Here is a 16,319-nt window from a genome sequence, read left to right as displayed (position 1 = left end):
TGTGGATGCCTACTCGAGTGCGGACGCGATGGCGCTGGCTGCTCTGGTGCGGTCGGGTGAGGCCGAGCCGGCGGAATTGCTGGAGGCGGCGCGGGCGCGCGCGGCCGAAGTCAATCCGCGGATCAACGCGATCGTGGCCGATGTCGATCCGGCCCGTGCTGTCGAGGTGGACGACGCGCCGTTCGCTGGGGTGCCGTTCCTCATCAAGGATCTTCATCAACATCTCGCCGGCTATCCCACCAGCGGCGGATCGCGGTCGCTCGCGTCGGTCCTGGCGACCGAGAATGCCACGGTGGTGCAGCGGTGGCTCGATGCCGGGCTGGTCATCTTCGGTAAGACCAATACTCCCGAATTCGGCGCCAAGGGAATCACCGAACCCGAGTTGTTCGGTGCGGCGCGCAATCCGTGGAACATCGAGCACACGCCCGGCGGGTCCTCCGGTGGCGCCGCGGCGGCGGTGGCCGCGGGTATCGTGCCGTGCGCGGGTGCGAGCGACGGGGGTGGTTCGATCCGAATTCCGGCCTCGGCGTGTGGGCTGTTCGGGCTCAAGACTTCTCGCGGTCTGATCCCGGCCGGTCCCGTGCACGGTGAGTATCTGGGCGGAACCGCCGCCGATGGTGTCATCTCTCGTTCGGTGCGAGACACCGCCGCCATGCTCGATGTGCTGGCGGGCCCGACTCCGGTTTCGCCGTACCTGGCGGCACGGGGGCAAGGGAGCTATCTCGCGGAGGTGGAACGCGCCCCGGGGCGTCTTCGGATCGGCTTCTGCACAGCCAGTTCGGTCAATCCGGCGCCCCATCCGGAGGCTGTGGCGGCGGCGACCGGAGCGGCCGAACTACTGGTGAGCCTCGGCCACGACGTGGTGGAGCTGCCCCGCGCTCCCTTCGATGACGCGGCGTTGGCCAAGGATTTTCTCACTACCTGGTTCGTCGAGTGTGCCTTCTCGGTGGATGAGGCCAAAGCCGCTGGGGGCGTGGGGGATTCGGGATTCGAACTCGATACCCGGCTGATGGCCGCGCTGGGACGCGCGACCAAGCCTGTCGAGTTGACTCGCGCCGTCGCGCGGCGACACCAGTACGTGCGACGGCTGGCGGAATTTCACGAGTCCTACGACCTGCTGCTCACCCCGACCACAGCCACCCCGCCGCCTCGGATCGGGGCATTCGACCTCGCGCCGACGCTGCGCACGGCACAGCGATTGCTGCTGACCGCCCGCGTCGCCGGGCTGCTGCGCTGGACACCGATCGTCGACCAGTTCATCAACGACAACCTGAGCTGGGTTCCCTACACCCAATTGGCGAACATCACCGGCCGTCCCGCCATGAGTGTGCCACTGCACTGGACTCCCGACGGGCTGCCGATCGGCGTCCAATTCGTCGGCCGCCTCGGGGCGGAGGGGCAGCTCATCCGGCTGGCCGCGCAGCTCGAGCAGGCCCAGCCCTGGGCCGGCCGCCGCCCCAACCTCTGACCTCCCGTCTGTGGCGGGGACTGCGACCCGTCCTTCGCGGCGCGTTCGAGAGGGCTGCTCATGGCGGCCTGAACGCTCGCAGGCTGGGTGCCGATGGCCTGCGAGCGTCGACGGCCTCAGTTCTGGGGCTTGTTGATGGTGTTGAAGAACTGGATCGCGCTGGCGATCGCGACCGGCCCACCCAGGATGACGGTTCCGGCCGCAGCACCCAAGGCGGCGCCTGCCGCAGCGCCGGCCAGGCATCCGCCGGGTGCTCCGGCGAAGAAGATGGGCGGCATCAACGCGGCGCCGACCAGGGCGCCTGCGACACATCCGATGCCCAGTCCCGCGGCGGTGCCGACCAGGACTCCGACGCCGGTCGCGAGGCCGATCTGGTTGGCGGCGACGCCGATCGCGTCGTTGAAGTCGCTCTGCGCGTCCACCGGGGTGAGGTCGGGGGTCGTCGACGCGACGGCGTCGGCGGGGTTGCGGCTGGGAGTCAGCACTGCGGTGCGACCGTCGACCTGGGCGGCGATGGGCCAGTCCTTCTGGTCGAGTTTGTAGGTGAGCGGCAGGCCGGCGACGAGATTGCCGTTGTCGTCGAGGATTTCGAACTGGTTGCCGCGCACGTTGAGCCGCCCGGCGTCGGTGCGCAAGACGACCGAGTGGTCGACCACGTCGGCGGTGTAGTGGATCCCGGGGCCGACGTCGGTGGCGACCGTCGTACTCGGTTGCGGTGTTCCGGCCGGAACATCGGCGTGCGCAACGCCGCCGGCAATGGTCAGCGTGGTGATCGTGACCGCTGCTCCGAACGCGAGTGTGGTCCTGGTTTTCATCGATCGTCCTTCTTCGCGAGTGACGTGCTCGCGCGATGAGACTGCGGAAACTACCGCAGTGCAATTACTTTCGTTATCGACCGATCCGCGCGAGGTCATGCGGATGCGGCCACTCGTGCCGACGAGGGCGGCACGAATTCTGTGCCTCGGAAGTTACCTCTACACGTCGTCGCGGCCGCTCACGTCATGAATGAGGCGACCGGTCATGGTTCGGACGCGATCCGGGCGAAGGCGAACGCCGGCGACCCGCCTACGGCAGACACGAGAGTTCTTCGTGCTCAGTGGCAGGCGAAGCCCAGGAAATGGCGTGCGGCGTGGACGGATTCGTGCACGGGCATATCGGTGCCGAAGAACGACGCAGCGGCTCGATCCACACTCACGAGGGAGTACGCCGGTGGCGCAGCCACGACGCCGTCGTGAGAATGGACAAGGAATCGGTGTGCAAACCGGACCTCGGCGCATACGACGTGGCCATGCGAACTCCTCACCTAACGGGGATTTTCGCGTCCCCGAACACTGGTACAACCGCCGATTCGAGGGTCTGACTCGTCATCTTCCCGAACCCGGAGATGCTCACAGTGGCGCGACCGTCCTGGGTTTTCACCAGGTTCCTCGAATCGTCGCGTCGACAACCATACGAAAAGTCGAATGCCGCGGTCAATCCACGCAATTCCGAGCGCTCGGCGAAATGGGATAAAAGGGACATCGCAGTGAGCGGATGATACCTGGTGGGCTGGTTCGCTGGAGTGAAGCTGACCTGCCTGGCCTGCCTCTCCTGTGCTGCGTCGACAAGGTCGGAATGGCAGTCGTTGGACGGGGTCGTTCCCGCACGAGACGCCGGCGGCTCGGAGGCGGAAACGGACTGGCCGAAGGTCGCCGGGGCGACGTCGAAGGCCAGGTGATGTCCGGGGCGGTTGTCGGTAGACGAGAAGCCCAGTGTCAGTGCATTATTCACCCGGCATCGGCGCGAAATAGCCTAGTGGGCCGGAGTATTCGTACTCCAAGCCTGTGTCGTAGGCGAAGAAGCGTGCCGCCGATTCGTCGTCGACTGCGGGAACGGCTCTGCGTTCAAGGCTCGCGCGACTTCGAAGTCGCCGCATCGGTGGTGGGTAGCGGGCGGAATTCAGCGAGGCGATCCGGTGGGGGCAGGATTTTGAAGGTCGCCGCCAACGCTATGGCAATCGAAACGTGATTTGTCGGTCGCGGCCGAAGGCGTCCCTCGGTCGACGGCGTACGTCACCGCGCGGTGCGGGCCCGCGGGACTGATTCGGCCGCGAACACGGTGGTGAGGCGGTTTCCGGGCGGCTCGCTGGGATGCTTGCACCGGCCGTCTGCTAGGGAAGGTTGTTTGCCGTTTTCGATCACGGGTATGCGTCGGAATGTGATTCGAACGTCGCGAGATGCCCTTGGCGGCCGTTGTCTGCGGCAATATCGAGACAGTTGGAAGTGATTACTCCGGAATAACTCGCCTGATTGTCCGATCCATTTCGGTTTCCGATCTTGTGGAACGTCGGCGTCATTGATGTTTTGGAATGCGGGGCGGCGCGGGGTGCCGGCGGGGCCCACTTCTACCGACGCGGCGACGTCTGGGCGCGGCAGTGAAGAGGTCGTGTCGGTGAGCCTTCGGTGTGATGCTCCGTGGCTCATCGATGGTGCATCTCGCGCTGATGAAGGAGATCGACGGTGACAATCGACGACGGGCGCGCACTGCGGGTGCAGGCGCCGACAGCGAAGAGGCCCTCGCAGCTGAAAGGGGGCCTGTCGGCGTTCGACCGGTTCGCCACCGCGGCGTGCGGGGTCGCCTCGCGGGCAACGTTTTTCGCGTTCTGCGTGCTGCTGGTGGCGGTGTGGTTGCCCAGTTTCGTGGTGCTGCCCAGTCTGGACAGCTGGCAGTTGCTGATCAACACGGTGACCACGATCATCACGTTCATCTTGGTCGCGCTGCTGCAGAATACCCAGGCCCGCGCGAACGCCGCGGTGCAGCACAAGCTCAACGCGGTCGCCGACGCGCTGGCGGATCTGATGGGCGAGCTCGGCGACGAGCATCCGCGTCTGTGCCGCCACCGCGCCGAGCTCACCGCCGCCGTCGGTCTCGAACACCACGTCTCCGCCTCCGAATAGGCCACCATCGGAGCTACGCCTGAAACGGGGAGTATCGATCTCTATATCGGATCCGACGATGTCGCCGCACACGACAGTGTGCTCGTCGAAGGGGATCGCGTGGAGTTCGAAGTAATCGTCGATATCAAGGGTCCACATGCCCGGCAGGTGCGGATTCTGTCCGACGCCCTCGTCTCCTCCTGACCACCTCGGCCGGGCCCGTTGGGTGCGTTGTCCCAGCCTGCCTCGTCCATCGCCCGCCCCATTGCCTGGGCGTAGGCGGGCCGAGCGGAGTCAGGCCACATTGTGGCGCCCGGTGGGGCGCTGTTGTCCGAACTCGCGCCGCAGGAGTGTCCCGGCTGCCTCGGCTTCGAAGTCGGCATGCGTGTCGTGTCGGCCCGGATCGGTCGCGCGTCGTTTCGGTTCGTCGTTGCCGTCGTCGGTGCGCCGCACCAGATACAGCAGTGCGACGCCGACAACGACCGGGACGTGGGTCAGCAACCGGGTGGCGTCGACATCGCCTCGGACGACGTCGAAGACCGACGCCGCGGCCAGCGCGCCGACGAACACCGTGAGCATCGGCAGCTGCGCGGCGGCCGTTCGCGTGTGCAGTGTTGCCCACAGCAGGCCGATGCCGACGGCGAGATTCCACGCGGCGCTCTCGTGGCTCATGTGGCCCATCATGAAAGGCATTGCCTCGTGGCCCATCCCGGTGTCCACGCCGAACAGTTGGGTCAGGGCGAGAGCGGTCTGGACGACGGCGACCACGCCCAGAGCGACTCGGAGCAGCGAGTACACGGTGCGCGGAGCCGGCAGTTCGGCGAGAATCGCGTCGGTGAGGTCGGGGATCGCGGGCGCGGGAGCGAGCAGCATGGTGCGCCGCAGCCCTTCCGCGCGCGCATGCCAGGCCCGACAGGATGAACAGGTCGCCAGGTGCTGGTCGACCGCGGCGGCAGGGACCGGTTCCTGTTCGCCGTCGATACGCGCGGACAGCGCTTCGCGAGCCGTATCGCAATTCATGTCTCCATAGTCGTACATCGAACAGCCGGAGTTCCCACGACCGTCTGTAGTACTGTGCTCGATGTGCGTGGCGTCGACGATGGAGATGACCTCACCGCACTCGCAATGGCCGCGGGGCGTGGTGACCGACGGGCCTTCGAGATCTGGGTTCGCGCTTTGCAGGCCGATGTCTGGCGGTTTCATGCCTATCGCGCGGGCGCATCGGCGGCTGATGATCTGACTCAGGAAACCTTCGTGCGGGCTTATCGGAGCTTGCCTCGTTTTGCGGGGAGATCGACCTCGCGCGCGTGGCTGTTGTCGATCGCGCGCCGGGTGGTGGTCGACTCGATTCGCGCTGCTCAGGCGCGTCCTCGGGTGCGTGACACCGACGATTGGGAAGCGGTGGCCGAGCAGCAGGGCACACCGCGCAGTCGTGGGCGTGGTTTCGAGGATCTGGTCGAGGCGCGGATGCTGCTCGACCAGCTCGAGCCCGAACGGCGAGAGGCGTTGGTGCTGACGCAGATTCTCGGCCTGTCCTATCAGGATGCGGCCGATGCCTGCGAGGTGCCGGTGGGCACGATCCGGTCCCGGGTGGCGCGGGCGCGTGAGGACTTGTTGGCGGCCGCGTCGGAGACCACCGACGGCGTCGGCTGAGAATTTCACTGCGCCAGGAACTTCAGCGCCATCGCGTTCGACTTTCTGTATGTGGATACGCGAACCGACTCGGTGAGTTCGCAGCGGACGCTGCTGACGTGGCTGATGGTCACCGCGATGACGATGTCGATGCTGCCGCTGTTTCTGCTCGGTGCGCTGGGTCTGCGCTTGATCGTCGAATTCCGTGTCGCCACTTCGGCTTTGGGGGTGCTGGTCGCTGTCGGGTTCGCTGTCGCGGCGGCGCTGTCGCTGGTTGCGGGGCCGGTCGTGGTGGCGTGGGGAGCGCGCCGATGCCTGATCGGCATGTTCGTGGTGTCGGCGATCGCGCTGGGCTTGTTCGCCGCAGCGCCGGCGTTCCCGGTTCTGGTCGTCGCGGTCGCGTTGTCCGGTCTGTCGCAGGCGCTGGCGAATCCGGTCACCAATCAGCTCATCCAATCGCGGGTCGAGCGGGCGCGGCGCGGTGGTGTTGCCGGGTGGAAGCAGTCGGGTGTGCAGTTCGGTGCCTTCTCGGCCGGGTTGCCGCTCGCCGCGGTGGCCGGTTCGCTGAATTGGCGGGTCGCCGTGGCGATACCGGCACTGGCGGCTCTGCTCGCCGCGGGGGCCGCGGCGATGGTCGCCGGTGATTCCGAGCCGCCGCGCCGACCGGTGTGGAAGGCTGCGGTGCCGCGGGGTGACGCCGGGTGGATGTGTGGATATTCGGTGCTGCTCGGCGCCGGAATCTCTGCGATCAACACCTATATCGCCGTGTATGCCGCGCATCGGCTGGGGATGTCGGCGGCGGCCTCGAGTGGCCTGGTGGCGGTGCTGGGCGTAGCGGGAATTCTCGGGCGGGTGGGCTGGACTCGGCGTTCGGCATCGTTGCGCAGTCCCGCGATGTTGCTGGCGCCGTTGGCCTTCGGCGCGGTCGGTGCGTGTCTGGTGCTGCTGCTCGCCGGTGCCACGCTGTCGTGGCTGGTCTGGTTGGGCGTGCTGGGGATCGGCGGCTGTGCGGTTGCGGCCAACGCGGTGTCGATGATGACGGTGATCGCCACTGCGGCACCGGAATCCGTCGGTCGCGACTCGGCTGTGGTGTCGGCAGGTTTCTTCGCCGGATTCGTGGTGGGGCCGACGATCTTCGGTGCGCTGATCGGTGTCGGATCGCCGCATTTCACCGTGGCTTGGGTAGTCGTGGCGGCGGAGTTCCTCGCCGCCGGGGCGGTGTCGTGGGGGTGGCAGCGACGGGTGTCGTCGCGATGACCCGCGGCGCGACTGCGGCATGGTCACGAGGGCGGACGTTCCGGCGAGCGCTTCGGCACATGACGGACCGCATGTCCGAGACCGAAGAGTCGGTGGGAGAGCGCTTTCCGCTCTACGCCGATCCGGAGACCGGGGCATGGGTGTCGACGCGGCGCGGATCCTGGGCGGCCGGCTTCTGGGTGGGGCAGCTGTGGCTGCGTGCGCGGCTGTCGGGTTCGGGTGCCGACCGTGCGGCGGCCGAAGCGGCGGTGACCCGTTTACAGCCTGCCGCCGAACTGGACACGGTCACTCGGGGCCTGATCTTCTGGTACGGCTCGGCCGCTGGGACCCGTCTGGGAATCTCGGAAACTGGTGCGGCCCATGCTCGAGAGGTCGCGAGGCAGTTGGCCGCGACGTTCGACACCGAGGCGGAGATTCTTCCCTGGGGTACGGGTTTCGGTGATCCGGCTCGTCCGTCGGTGGGCCGCGTGGATGGTCTGGCCGGTGCGGTGCCACTGCTGGCGTGGGCGGGCGAGTCGGTGATTGCCGAGCGATTCCTGTGTTCTCTGCTGCTGCGTCTGCGATCGTCGCCGAGGGTGATTCCGGCGTGGGAATTCTCTGCGGGACAGTGGTATCCGCGTTCGGAGCCCCCGCCCGACTGGTCTCGAGGGGCGGCGTGGACCGCGCTGGCGGCCGCCGACGCCGGCTATTGGATCGAACCCCGGTTCGCGGATATCGCGGGCGAAATACTCTCGCGTACTTCGTATTCCAACGGCGTACCTACCGCCTCCACTGCGAGCGGACCGGTACCCGACACGTCTGCGGCCGCCATCACGGCCGTCGCATTGTGCAAACTCGGCCGCCCGGCTGCCGCGGCCGACCTGGTCGAGACATTGATCCGCGATCATCTGTCCGGCGGCGATCGCCCTGGGCGGCTGCTCGATGGATGCTATGACGGTCCCCGGAATCTCGCGCCCAGCCACGAATTGATCTGGGGCGACTTCTTTCTCATGCTCGCCCTGACGATACTCGAAGGCGAGGTTTCGGCCACGGCGTTGTGAGCAGTACCGGCCGGGCCCCCGGTGGTGGCCCGGCCGCTGGTTCAGCCCTTCAGTGCGGCGCTGATCTTCGATGCCGTGTCGTCGTAGACCGTGAGCAGATCGTTGCCGTTGGTCGGATAGTTGCTCAGATCGAGCTGCCGGGCGGTTGTGCCCGGCAGGACGGTTCCGGTATCCATTTGTTCGTTGGCGAATACCAGCTCCGGCTCGGCCGCCGACAGATCCGCCACCTGCTTGGCGGTCACCTGATCGGGTCCGTAGGTTCCCAGCACCTGGGCTCCGGATAACTGCGCGGCGAAACCCATGAACGTCTGCGCAACAACAGTGGGAGGCCGGCCGTTTCGCCATGCGGACTTGATTTGCGTGGCGAGTTGGTCGTATCGGGCCCCGAATGTCTGGAGCCACTTGTCGGCCGCGGTGCGGGTTCCGAACATGTCTCCCAGCCGCTGCACCTCCTTGACGACGTTGTCGCGGCTGTTGTCGAGATCGACCGCGACCACCTTCGCCGAAGACCCGGCGGCGTCCTTGATCTTGGTCGCGAAGCCCTCGAAGGGTGCGTAGAGGACGTAATCGGCGTGCGACACCGCGGCCAGATCCGACGGTTTAGGGTCGTAGTCGGGCGCGTGCTTGATCGCCGGCGGCACGATGACGGTCACATCGGTCGCGCCGGCGGCCTCGGCGAAGGCCGCTTCCCAGGTACTGGTCGCCACTACGTTCGGGCCGTCGTGGTGCTGCTGGTCACTGGACCCACAGCCGGTCAATGCGGCTACGCCGGCGATCAATGCAGCGAGACCGATCCCGAAGCGTGCGAACCGTTTTCCTCTGCGGAGGGCCATCCTCGTCTTCTCCCATCGGGTAACACATGAACGGCGAGGGCGACCGCCCCGGCCGCGAGCACCAGCACCGGACCCGGCGGCAGGTCGAACCACACCGCGAGGACGAAGCCGGTGACGTTCACCAGCAGACCGACGACGACCGCCGCGATCACCATGCCGGGCAGCGAATTGGCCAGCCGTCGCGCCGCCAGCGCGGGCAGTAGCGTGAGTGCGTCCACGAGCAGTGCGCCGGTGAGCCGGATTCCGGCTGCCACCGCGACCGCGACCAGAACCAGCAGTACGAGGGTCAGTTGATTGACCCGGACTCCGGAACAGGTGGCGAGTTCACGATCGAACAGCAGCAGCCCCAGTTGGCGGCGGCGCAGTACGAACAGTGCCGGGATCAGCACCGCCAGCACACCGAGCAGGACGACGTCACTGGTTCGGGTGGCGAGAATCGATCCCCACAGCAGTTCGAAGGCGCCGTTGGCGTTGACGCCCGAAATCGACAGTGTGAGTAGAGCTCCCGCGATCGCCAGGCTCATCAGCAGGCCCATCGCACCCGAGAGTCCGGCTGGGCTGCGGGCCAGCGGCGTCAGCGAGGCGCCTGATATCGCGCACGCCACCAGTCCGCACAGTAGCGGGTCCAAGCCGGTCAGGATCCCGATCGCGATTCCGAACAGTGCCACGTGCATCATGGCGAACCGCACCGGCATGATGTCGAGTCCGATGATCACCACGCCCACAATGGGCAATCCGATGGCGCCGAGGATCAGCGCGACCAACGCGCGCTGCACCGGAACCAGGTGCCACAGCTGCCAGAACTCGTTCGCGTGGTTCACACCGCATCCTCTTCCCGGGGCGTGATCTCGCGCAGATTTCCGCCCGCCATCTCGAGTACCCGGTCGCAGCGCGCGGCCAGCGCGCGGTCGTGTGTCACCACCAGCAGTGTCACCGGTATGTCGGTCAGTAGCTGTGCGGCATCTTCCTGTCCGGCGAAATCCAGTGCGGCGGTCGGCTCATCGGCCAGCAGCACACCCGCGCCCGCGGCCACGCAGCCCAGTGCGCGGGCCAGATACATCCGCTGAAGTTGTCCACCGGACAAGGTGTGCAACGGGCGGTCGGCCAAGCTGCTCACGCCCAGATCGTGGGCGGCGGTCATGGCGTCGTCGAATGCGCCGCTGCTGTACAGCAATTCGCGCGCCGGGAGCGGAAAGCGCCCCGCTGCCTGGCGCTGCGGAATCCACGCCACCACGCGGCGGCGCAGGTCCCAGTCCTGCGCCGTACGCGCGGTGGCTCCGCCGACGGTGATCGTCCCGCCGGCAAGCGGATGCAGGCCGAGGATGGCCCGCAACAGTGTGGTTTTGCCCGAACCGTTCGTCCCGGTCAGCGCCACCCGTTCCCCACCGGGTATTCGCAGATCGACGCCGCGGACCACCGCACGCCGTCCGTGCGTGCAGTCCACCCCGGACAGTTCCATCGTTGCGCCTTCGAACAATCTTCACTCCACCTTCTTCCGCACCAACAGGTCGGGCGGCGAACGGAATTAGTTCCCGGCGAGCGGGTTCCGGTTCGGGGATGCCGTGGGCGGTCGGGTGTACTCGCGAATTACGCGGCGTGCGGTGGCCTCGATGTGGAATTCGTCGGGACCATCGAGAATGCGGGCCGCGCGAGCAACGCGCAGCAGTCGAGGCAGACCCGTTGCGGCGGTGAGGCCCTCGGCGCCGAATATCTGTATCGCGTGGTCGGTGGCCAGGCCGAGAGCGCGTGCGGCGGCCACCTTCGCGAAGCCGACCTCCACGTGCGCGCGCCTATCCGCGGCAACTGCGGCGGCGGCTTGTTCGGTGAGCGCACGGGCCGAGCGAACAGCCAGTTCGGCGTCGAACACCATCTGCTGCACCAGTTGCCGCTCGGCCAGTGGCTGATCGTCCACCCGGCGCTGGGCTGCCCGCTCGGCCAGCAGTTCCACAGCTCGCTGTGCCTGTCCGACCCAGCGCAGTGCGCGCAGTGTGCGGCCCAGCGCGAGTCGCTCGCCGGCCAGTGTCGCGCCCGCGCCGACTGCGCCGATCAGCCGGCATGCGGGCACCGTCACGGCGTCGAATTCGATCTCGTATTGGCCTCCCGTGCCGAGTACATCCAATTCCCGGACGACGCGGAATCCGGGTGCGGTGGCCGGAACGGCGAAGATCGACAACGACTCTCGCATCGCACCCGGGGCGGTGCGGGCGACGACGAGTACTTCGTCGGCTGTTCCCGCGCCGGTGATGAACCATTTGCGCCCGGTGATCCGCCAGCCGGTGCCGTCGGGGGTCGCCGTGGTTCGCAGTGCGGCGGGATCCGATCCGGCTACGCCGGGTTCGGTCATGGCGTAGCTCATCGTCAGCTGTCCGGAAACCATTGCGGGAAGCAGCTTTTCGCGCAGCTCGCGATCGGCGTGGCTGTCGATCATCCGGGCGTTGAGCAGCGCGGCCGAGCCGAGCACCTCGGGTGCGTGATCGCTGCGTCCCTCGATCTCGGCGACGGTGAAGTAGTCGGCCGGCGTCAGCCCTCCGCCGCCGTACCGGGACGGCAGTGGCAGAGCCCACAGCCCGGCCTCGACAGCGTGTTCGCGTAGTTGGGCGCGGATGGCGCGGTCACCCGCGTCGAGTGCTGCCTCTGCCGGAATCACTTGGTGGGCAACGAAATCGCGGATCCGCGTACGCAGTTGCTCGCATCGTGGGGAGAGTGTCGAGGATTCGTCGGGCATGACCGCATCACACCATTGCCGGGAACTCACCCGCCATCGAGACCGACCTTATCGGACATCGGCATGTTTCTCGGTGGAAGGCAACCCATGACGAACACATCCGCATCCACACTCGCGGCCGAGCTGTTACCGGCCGGCACGGTCGCCACCGTGACCGGGAGCGGACCGACCGCCGCGGTTGTCCGCGATCATCTCGGCGCCTTGGGTGCGACCCTGGCCGAGGGCGGGCCGCCCGGTTCCCCCGACATCGCGGCGGCGGTCACGGTGGAGTCGGCCGAGGGCGTGCGGCGTGAGCTGGTGGTCGAATGGGCGGGACCGGTGCGCGTGCCCGGATGCGTGAACGAGACTGCGGTGCAGGCTGTCTGTGGTGTCATGCACGTCAACGGCCGGCGGTACGGAAGTCCGCAGGGAATCGGGCTGGATTACTGCTCCACCGCCGCAGGTGTGCTCGCGACGACGGGACTGCTGGCCAGCCTGCTCTCGCCGGAGCCCGAATTGACGGTGCGGACCAGTGTCGCGGAGGCCGCGTTGCTGTCGGTCTCGCAGTATCTGGCCGCGGCGGGCGCCGACGATCCCGAGGCGGTCGACCTCGCACCCGGTGGCCCACCGTTCACGAGCGCCGACGGGGTACGCTTCGAAATCGAAGCGCTGCAACCGGAACCATGGGCGGCGTTCTGGACGGCCTTGCAGGCCGATCCGTCGGCGTGGCGGAAAGGCTGGCGTCCCTTCCAGTTCCGCTATGCCACCGCGACCGCGCCGTTGCCGGTCGAACTGCATCGGTGCACTCGAACGCACACCTTCGCCGAGATCGCCGCCCGCGGGGCGGCAACCGGTGTGGCGGTGTGCCGGCTCTACAGCGCCGATGAATCCGCATTGTCCGCCGGACCGAGGTGGGCGCCGTGGGATGTCGATACGGTAGCCGGAGCTGTCACGCGCGACGAGCATGTGGGCACCGCTGCCGAACCGCTCAGCGGCACAGTCATATTGGAAGCTGGGCGCCGCGTTCAAGCTCCGCTGGCAGCTCACCTGCTGCGCCTGCTGGGAGCGTCGGTGACGAGGATCGAACCGCCGGGCGGCGATCCGTTGCGGGATATGCCGCCATGCAGCGGAGAGGTGTCGAGCCGGTGGCTGGCGCTCAACCGGCACAAGGATGCGGTGCAGATCGATATCAAGTCTGCCGCCGACCGCGCCGAATTGCGACGGCTGGTCGCCGAATCCGATGTTTTCCTGCACAACTGGGCTCCTGGCAAGGCCGAGGAGTTGGAGTTGTCGGCGCCACATCTGCCGGCGGGAACGGTCTACACCTACACCTCGGGCTGGTCGGGGGTGGATCTACCGGATCTGCCGCCGGGCACCGACTTCATGGTGCAGGCGCGCACCGGCCTGGCCGAGCTGGTCGGCGCACCGGAGACACCGGCCGCGCCGTCGCTGATGACCCTGCTGGACGTGCTCGGCGGCATGCTGGGCGCCGAAGCGACGGTCCTCGGATTGCTAGGGCGCCGGCGCGCCGGTACGGGAGTGGCGGTGGAGAGCAGCCTGCTCGGTGCCGCGCGGACGTTGCGACGTTTCGGCCGCACTGCGGAAGCCGCACTGCGCCAACCATTTCGATTAGACGGGCGATGGCTGACGGCCACGGGACCGGGTACGCACACACCGGTCGTCACCGACCTTGCCGAGCTGCTGACCGATCCCCGATTCGCCGACGTGGTGGTGCGAGACGAATTCGGCTGCCCCGCCCTGTGTCCCCCCTGGAGACTGTCGTGAACCGAACCTACGAAACCCACTGGTACACCGATCTCGTCCCGATCGAGTTACGCCGATCCTGGTCGGAGCAGCGCTATTACCCCGACCTCGATATCTTCACGATGTTCGCTCGGCACGCTGCCGCTCGGCCCGACGCTGCGGCGCTGATCGATGCCGATGGCGTACTCACCTACGCCGAACTGCTCGACAGCGCACGCCGGCTGGCGGCCGGTTTGGCGAATTTCGGCATTGCCGCCGAGGATGTCGTCGCCGTGCAGCTTCCCAACAGCCGCTGGGCATGCGTGGCGGATCTGGCGATCGCGGCGCTGGGAGCGGTCGCGCTGCCGTATCCGGTGGGCCGGGGGCATCGCGAGGCGGCGAGCCTGTTGCGGCGATCCGATGCCGTGGCTGTGATCGCCCCGGCCGATTTCCACGGAACCGCGATCGCGGCGCAACTGCGCGAGATGGCCACCGACCTGCCGGCGCTGCGTGCGGTCGTGGCATTGGGCGGGCATACGCCGCGAGGGTGTATCCCCATGCATGCGCTGCTGGCACCGGAGGCGGCGGACTTCGAGCCGCACCGGCCCGATCCCGACGGGCCGGCTCGCATTCTGGTGACCTCCGGATCGGAGGCGGAGCCGAAGATGGTGCTCTACTCGCACAATGCGCTCATCGGCGGGCGGGGCGCCATGATGGCGGCGTTGCACGACGACCCCGCCGCGATGCGCAACATGTTCATGGTGCCGTTGGCCTCGGCGTTCGGTTCCAGCGGCACGGCGGTGACGCTCGCCGCGTTCGGCGCGACGCTGGTGCTGCAGCCGAAATTCGAACCGGTGGCGACACTGTCGATGATCGAGAAGGCACGGCCGACTCATCTGCTCGGGGTACCGACCATGATCCGGATGCTGATCGACCGTCCCGAACTCGACGACACCGATCTGAGCAGCGTGCGTGCGGTGGTGCTCGGTGGTTCTCCGCTGGACGCGGAGACGATTCGGCGCGCCCGAGAACGGTTGCGATGTCCGATCATCAACCTGTACGGCTCGGCCGACGGCGTCTCGTGCCACCCCGCCCTCGACGATCCGCCCGAGCGTGCGACCACGGCCGGACGTCCGAATCCGGCGGTCACCGACATTCGGGTGGTCGATGCGGAATTGCGCCCGCTCCCAGTGGGAGAGACGGGCGAGATCATCTCTCGCGGACCCATGTCGCCGCTGTGTTACGTCGGGGCACCGCAGCTCGACCGGCGTCTGCGAACGTCCGACGGATGGACGCGCACAGGCGATCTGGGCCGCTTCGACCGGGCCGGATACCTGAGCATCGTGGGACGCCGCACGGACGTCATCATCCGCGGCGGCCTCAACATCAGTCCCGCGGAGGTCGAAGCGTTGCTGATCACACATCCGTCGATCAGCGACGTCGCTTGCGTCGCGGTGCCGGACGCGCTCTACGGCGAGCGGATGTGTGCATGCGTTGCCGTGTCGGAACTGGTTACCTTGCAGGATATTTCGGAATTTCTCCGTCGGCACGGGCTCGAGCCGCGCAAGTTTCCGGAGCGGTTGCTGACCTTGGATCGCCTTCCGCTGGGACCGGCGGGGAAGGTGGACAGGCGGGTGCTGCGCGAGCAAGCGCAGAAGGACACCGAATGAATCGGTGTATCTCTTGGGGCTCGAATTGACCAGCAGGCCAAAAGGTTTCACCGATCGTGATTCGAAACACATTCCGTAAACGGTGGAACCCGAGTGCGCCGCGTCCCGACTTGTTGACCGGCAGCCGAAACCGATCTGCCGATGAGGGACATCGAAATATGGAGAGAACAATGAAGTTTCGCATGGGAGCCGCGTTCGCCGCGCTCGTGGTGTCGACCGTGATCGCGTCGACCGGCACCGCGTCGGCGGACCCGGCGACCGCCGGACCGGACATCCATTTCCAGGCGCACGCCGTGAACGGCTCGGTGGTGCTCGACATGGATGCCGGATCGGTGACGGTGGCCGACAACCACCTGCACTTCATCGACCGCAACGGTGCCGAGGTCGCGGCCCTTCCACTGGTTTACAGGCACGACGGCACGCAGTTGCCGATCGCGGCGCATGTCGCCGGAAATTCTGTCGAACTGACGGCGGTGACCGATCCCGCCTCGGCGCGGCTTGCCGATGCGGCGACCGCTCAGGAGATCGATGCCCTCTCGCATCCGAACTTCAACGCGGCGTTCGGTAATTTCAGTATGGAGATGATGGCCGCCGCGACGGTGGGCAGTCTGCTCGGCAGCACGGTCGGCGCCGGAATCGGTTGCGTCGCAGGCGGAATCGTCGGCGGCGCGGCCGGTGGAGTGGTGACGATCGGGGTGCTGGCCGTGCCCGGCGCGATCGGTGGCTGTTTGGTCACGGGCGCTGCGCTGGCGGCGATGGGCGCTGTGGTCGGCACGATCGTCGTGGGTGTGCCGGCGTTGATCGCGGCCGGTGCGCAGTTCTGGAACGATACGCACTGACTTCGTCGGCGATACGACGGTGCCCGGCGGCCATGCAGGCCGCCGGGCACCTGTCTTCGTGGTCGTGTCCGCGCGGCACGAGACCGCGCCCGGCATAGGCATCGACATCGACCGCCTCGACTCCGTCGAGTGACGTGAGTGCCCGGCTGACCGCACCTGCGCAATGTCCGCAGGTCATCCCTGCCACTGAATAGACCGTCTCGTTCATTCCGGGATCC

At 67.3% G+C, this 16,319-nt stretch carries 16 protein-coding genes and 1 riboswitch; of the genes, 8 read left to right on the top strand and 8 right to left on the bottom strand.

What is annotated here, in order from left to right:
* The first annotated feature begins 28 nt into the window (after nucleotides 1–28).
* Nucleotides 29–1,468, top strand: coding sequence for an amidase (locus AC5592_RS15630; RefSeq protein ID WP_036509579.1), 1,440 nt, complete (start codon nucleotides 29–31; stop codon nucleotides 1,466–1,468).
* 116 nt (nucleotides 1,469–1,584) lie between these two features.
* Here AC5592_RS15630 and AC5592_RS15625 read toward each other — a convergent pair whose 3' ends face one another.
* Nucleotides 1,585–2,283 (bottom strand): DUF8020 domain-containing protein, encoded by a 699-nt coding sequence (locus tag AC5592_RS15625; protein ID WP_063064621.1) that lies wholly within the window; start codon nucleotides 2,281–2,283, stop codon nucleotides 1,585–1,587.
* Nucleotides 2,284–2,561: 278 nt separating this feature from the next.
* The gene (locus AC5592_RS15620) at nucleotides 2,562–2,657 is read right to left on the bottom strand and encodes a CbtB-domain containing protein (RefSeq protein ID WP_232329366.1); all 96 of its coding nucleotides are present in this window, start codon (nucleotides 2,655–2,657) and stop codon (nucleotides 2,562–2,564) included.
* A 141-nt stretch (nucleotides 2,658–2,798) separates the two neighbouring features.
* A riboswitch (cobalamin riboswitch) is annotated at nucleotides 2,799–2,945 on the bottom strand.
* A gap of 1,027 nt (nucleotides 2,946–3,972) precedes the next feature.
* Here AC5592_RS15620 and AC5592_RS15615 point away from each other — a divergent pair.
* Nucleotides 3,973–4,404, top strand: a complete 432-nt coding sequence (locus AC5592_RS15615; protein ID WP_232329376.1) for a low affinity iron permease family protein — start codon at nucleotides 3,973–3,975, stop codon at nucleotides 4,402–4,404.
* A 273-nt stretch (nucleotides 4,405–4,677) separates the two neighbouring features.
* On the opposite strand, the gene AC5592_RS15610 is transcribed toward AC5592_RS15615, so the two are convergent.
* Entirely contained in the window at nucleotides 4,678–5,403 is a 726-nt protein-coding gene (locus AC5592_RS15610) for a zf-HC2 domain-containing protein (protein ID WP_051025482.1), read from the bottom strand.
* 105 nt (nucleotides 5,404–5,508) lie between these two features.
* Here AC5592_RS15610 and AC5592_RS15605 point away from each other — a divergent pair, with 105 nt between their 5' ends.
* The 3 genes from AC5592_RS15605 to AC5592_RS15595 all read left to right on the top strand — a co-directional run bounded on the left by AC5592_RS15605 (nucleotide 5,509) and on the right by AC5592_RS15595 (nucleotide 8,312).
* Nucleotides 5,509–6,036 carry a sigma-70 family RNA polymerase sigma factor gene (locus tag AC5592_RS15605; RefSeq protein WP_051025490.1) on the top strand — a complete coding sequence of 176 codons (528 nt, stop codon included), beginning with the start codon at nucleotides 5,509–5,511 and terminating at the stop codon, nucleotides 6,034–6,036.
* Between the two features lie 51 nt (nucleotides 6,037–6,087).
* Nucleotides 6,088–7,272: an MFS transporter gene (locus AC5592_RS15600; RefSeq protein ID WP_198163847.1), complete on the top strand. Its 1,185-nt coding sequence runs from the start codon at nucleotides 6,088–6,090 to the stop codon at nucleotides 7,270–7,272.
* A 71-nt stretch (nucleotides 7,273–7,343) separates the two neighbouring features.
* Entirely contained in the window at nucleotides 7,344–8,312 is a 969-nt protein-coding gene (locus AC5592_RS15595) for a hypothetical protein (RefSeq protein WP_198163846.1), read from the top strand.
* A 41-nt stretch (nucleotides 8,313–8,353) separates the two neighbouring features.
* Here the strand turns inward: AC5592_RS15595 and AC5592_RS15590 are convergent, their stop codons facing one another.
* From AC5592_RS15590 to AC5592_RS15575, 4 genes are all read right to left on the bottom strand, one after another.
* Entirely contained in the window at nucleotides 8,354–9,019 is a 666-nt protein-coding gene (locus AC5592_RS15590; RefSeq protein WP_232329365.1) for a metal ABC transporter solute-binding protein, Zn/Mn family, read from the bottom strand.
* 68 nt (nucleotides 9,020–9,087) lie between these two features.
* Complete coding sequence (locus AC5592_RS15585) at nucleotides 9,088–9,966, bottom strand: metal ABC transporter permease (RefSeq protein WP_051025481.1); 879 nt, start codon at nucleotides 9,964–9,966, stop codon at nucleotides 9,088–9,090.
* Nucleotides 9,963–10,604, bottom strand: coding sequence for a metal ABC transporter ATP-binding protein (locus tag AC5592_RS15580; RefSeq protein WP_063064618.1), 642 nt, complete (start codon nucleotides 10,602–10,604; stop codon nucleotides 9,963–9,965). Before AC5592_RS15580 ends, AC5592_RS15585 begins: the two co-directional genes overlap by 4 nt.
* A gap of 66 nt (nucleotides 10,605–10,670) precedes the next feature.
* The gene (locus AC5592_RS15575; RefSeq protein ID WP_063064660.1) at nucleotides 10,671–11,870 is read right to left on the bottom strand and encodes an acyl-CoA dehydrogenase family protein; all 1,200 of its coding nucleotides are present in this window, start codon (nucleotides 11,868–11,870) and stop codon (nucleotides 10,671–10,673) included.
* An 87-nt stretch (nucleotides 11,871–11,957) separates the two neighbouring features.
* Here AC5592_RS15575 and AC5592_RS15570 point away from each other — a divergent pair, with 87 nt between their 5' ends.
* The 3 genes from AC5592_RS15570 to AC5592_RS15560 all read left to right on the top strand — a co-directional run bounded on the left by AC5592_RS15570 (nucleotide 11,958) and on the right by AC5592_RS15560 (nucleotide 16,101).
* The gene (locus tag AC5592_RS15570) at nucleotides 11,958–13,634 is read left to right on the top strand and encodes a CoA transferase (protein ID WP_063064617.1); all 1,677 of its coding nucleotides are present in this window, start codon (nucleotides 11,958–11,960) and stop codon (nucleotides 13,632–13,634) included.
* Nucleotides 13,631–15,262: a class I adenylate-forming enzyme family protein gene (locus tag AC5592_RS15565; RefSeq protein WP_063064616.1), complete on the top strand. Its 1,632-nt coding sequence runs from the start codon at nucleotides 13,631–13,633 to the stop codon at nucleotides 15,260–15,262. Before AC5592_RS15570 ends, AC5592_RS15565 begins: the two co-directional genes overlap by 4 nt.
* Before the next feature lie 170 nt (nucleotides 15,263–15,432).
* Nucleotides 15,433–16,101: a DUF8020 domain-containing protein gene (locus AC5592_RS15560; protein WP_157121892.1), complete on the top strand. Its 669-nt coding sequence runs from the start codon at nucleotides 15,433–15,435 to the stop codon at nucleotides 16,099–16,101.
* Here AC5592_RS15560 and AC5592_RS15555 read toward each other — a convergent pair.
* Nucleotides 15,995–16,309, bottom strand: coding sequence for a heavy-metal-associated domain-containing protein (locus AC5592_RS15555; protein WP_084506715.1), 315 nt, complete (start codon nucleotides 16,307–16,309; stop codon nucleotides 15,995–15,997). The two genes, AC5592_RS15560 and AC5592_RS15555, sit on opposite strands and share 107 nt — an antisense overlap.
* Between the last annotated feature and the right edge of the window lie 10 nt (nucleotides 16,310–16,319).

It is taken from the genome of Nocardia violaceofusca NBRC 14427, assembly GCF_963869435.1.
In the GTDB taxonomy this organism is placed as follows: domain Bacteria; phylum Actinomycetota; class Actinomycetes; order Mycobacteriales; family Mycobacteriaceae; genus Nocardia; species Nocardia aobensis.
The sequence above is the reverse complement of the archived record's forward strand: the minus strand, read 5'-3'. Positions and strand labels throughout refer to the sequence as shown.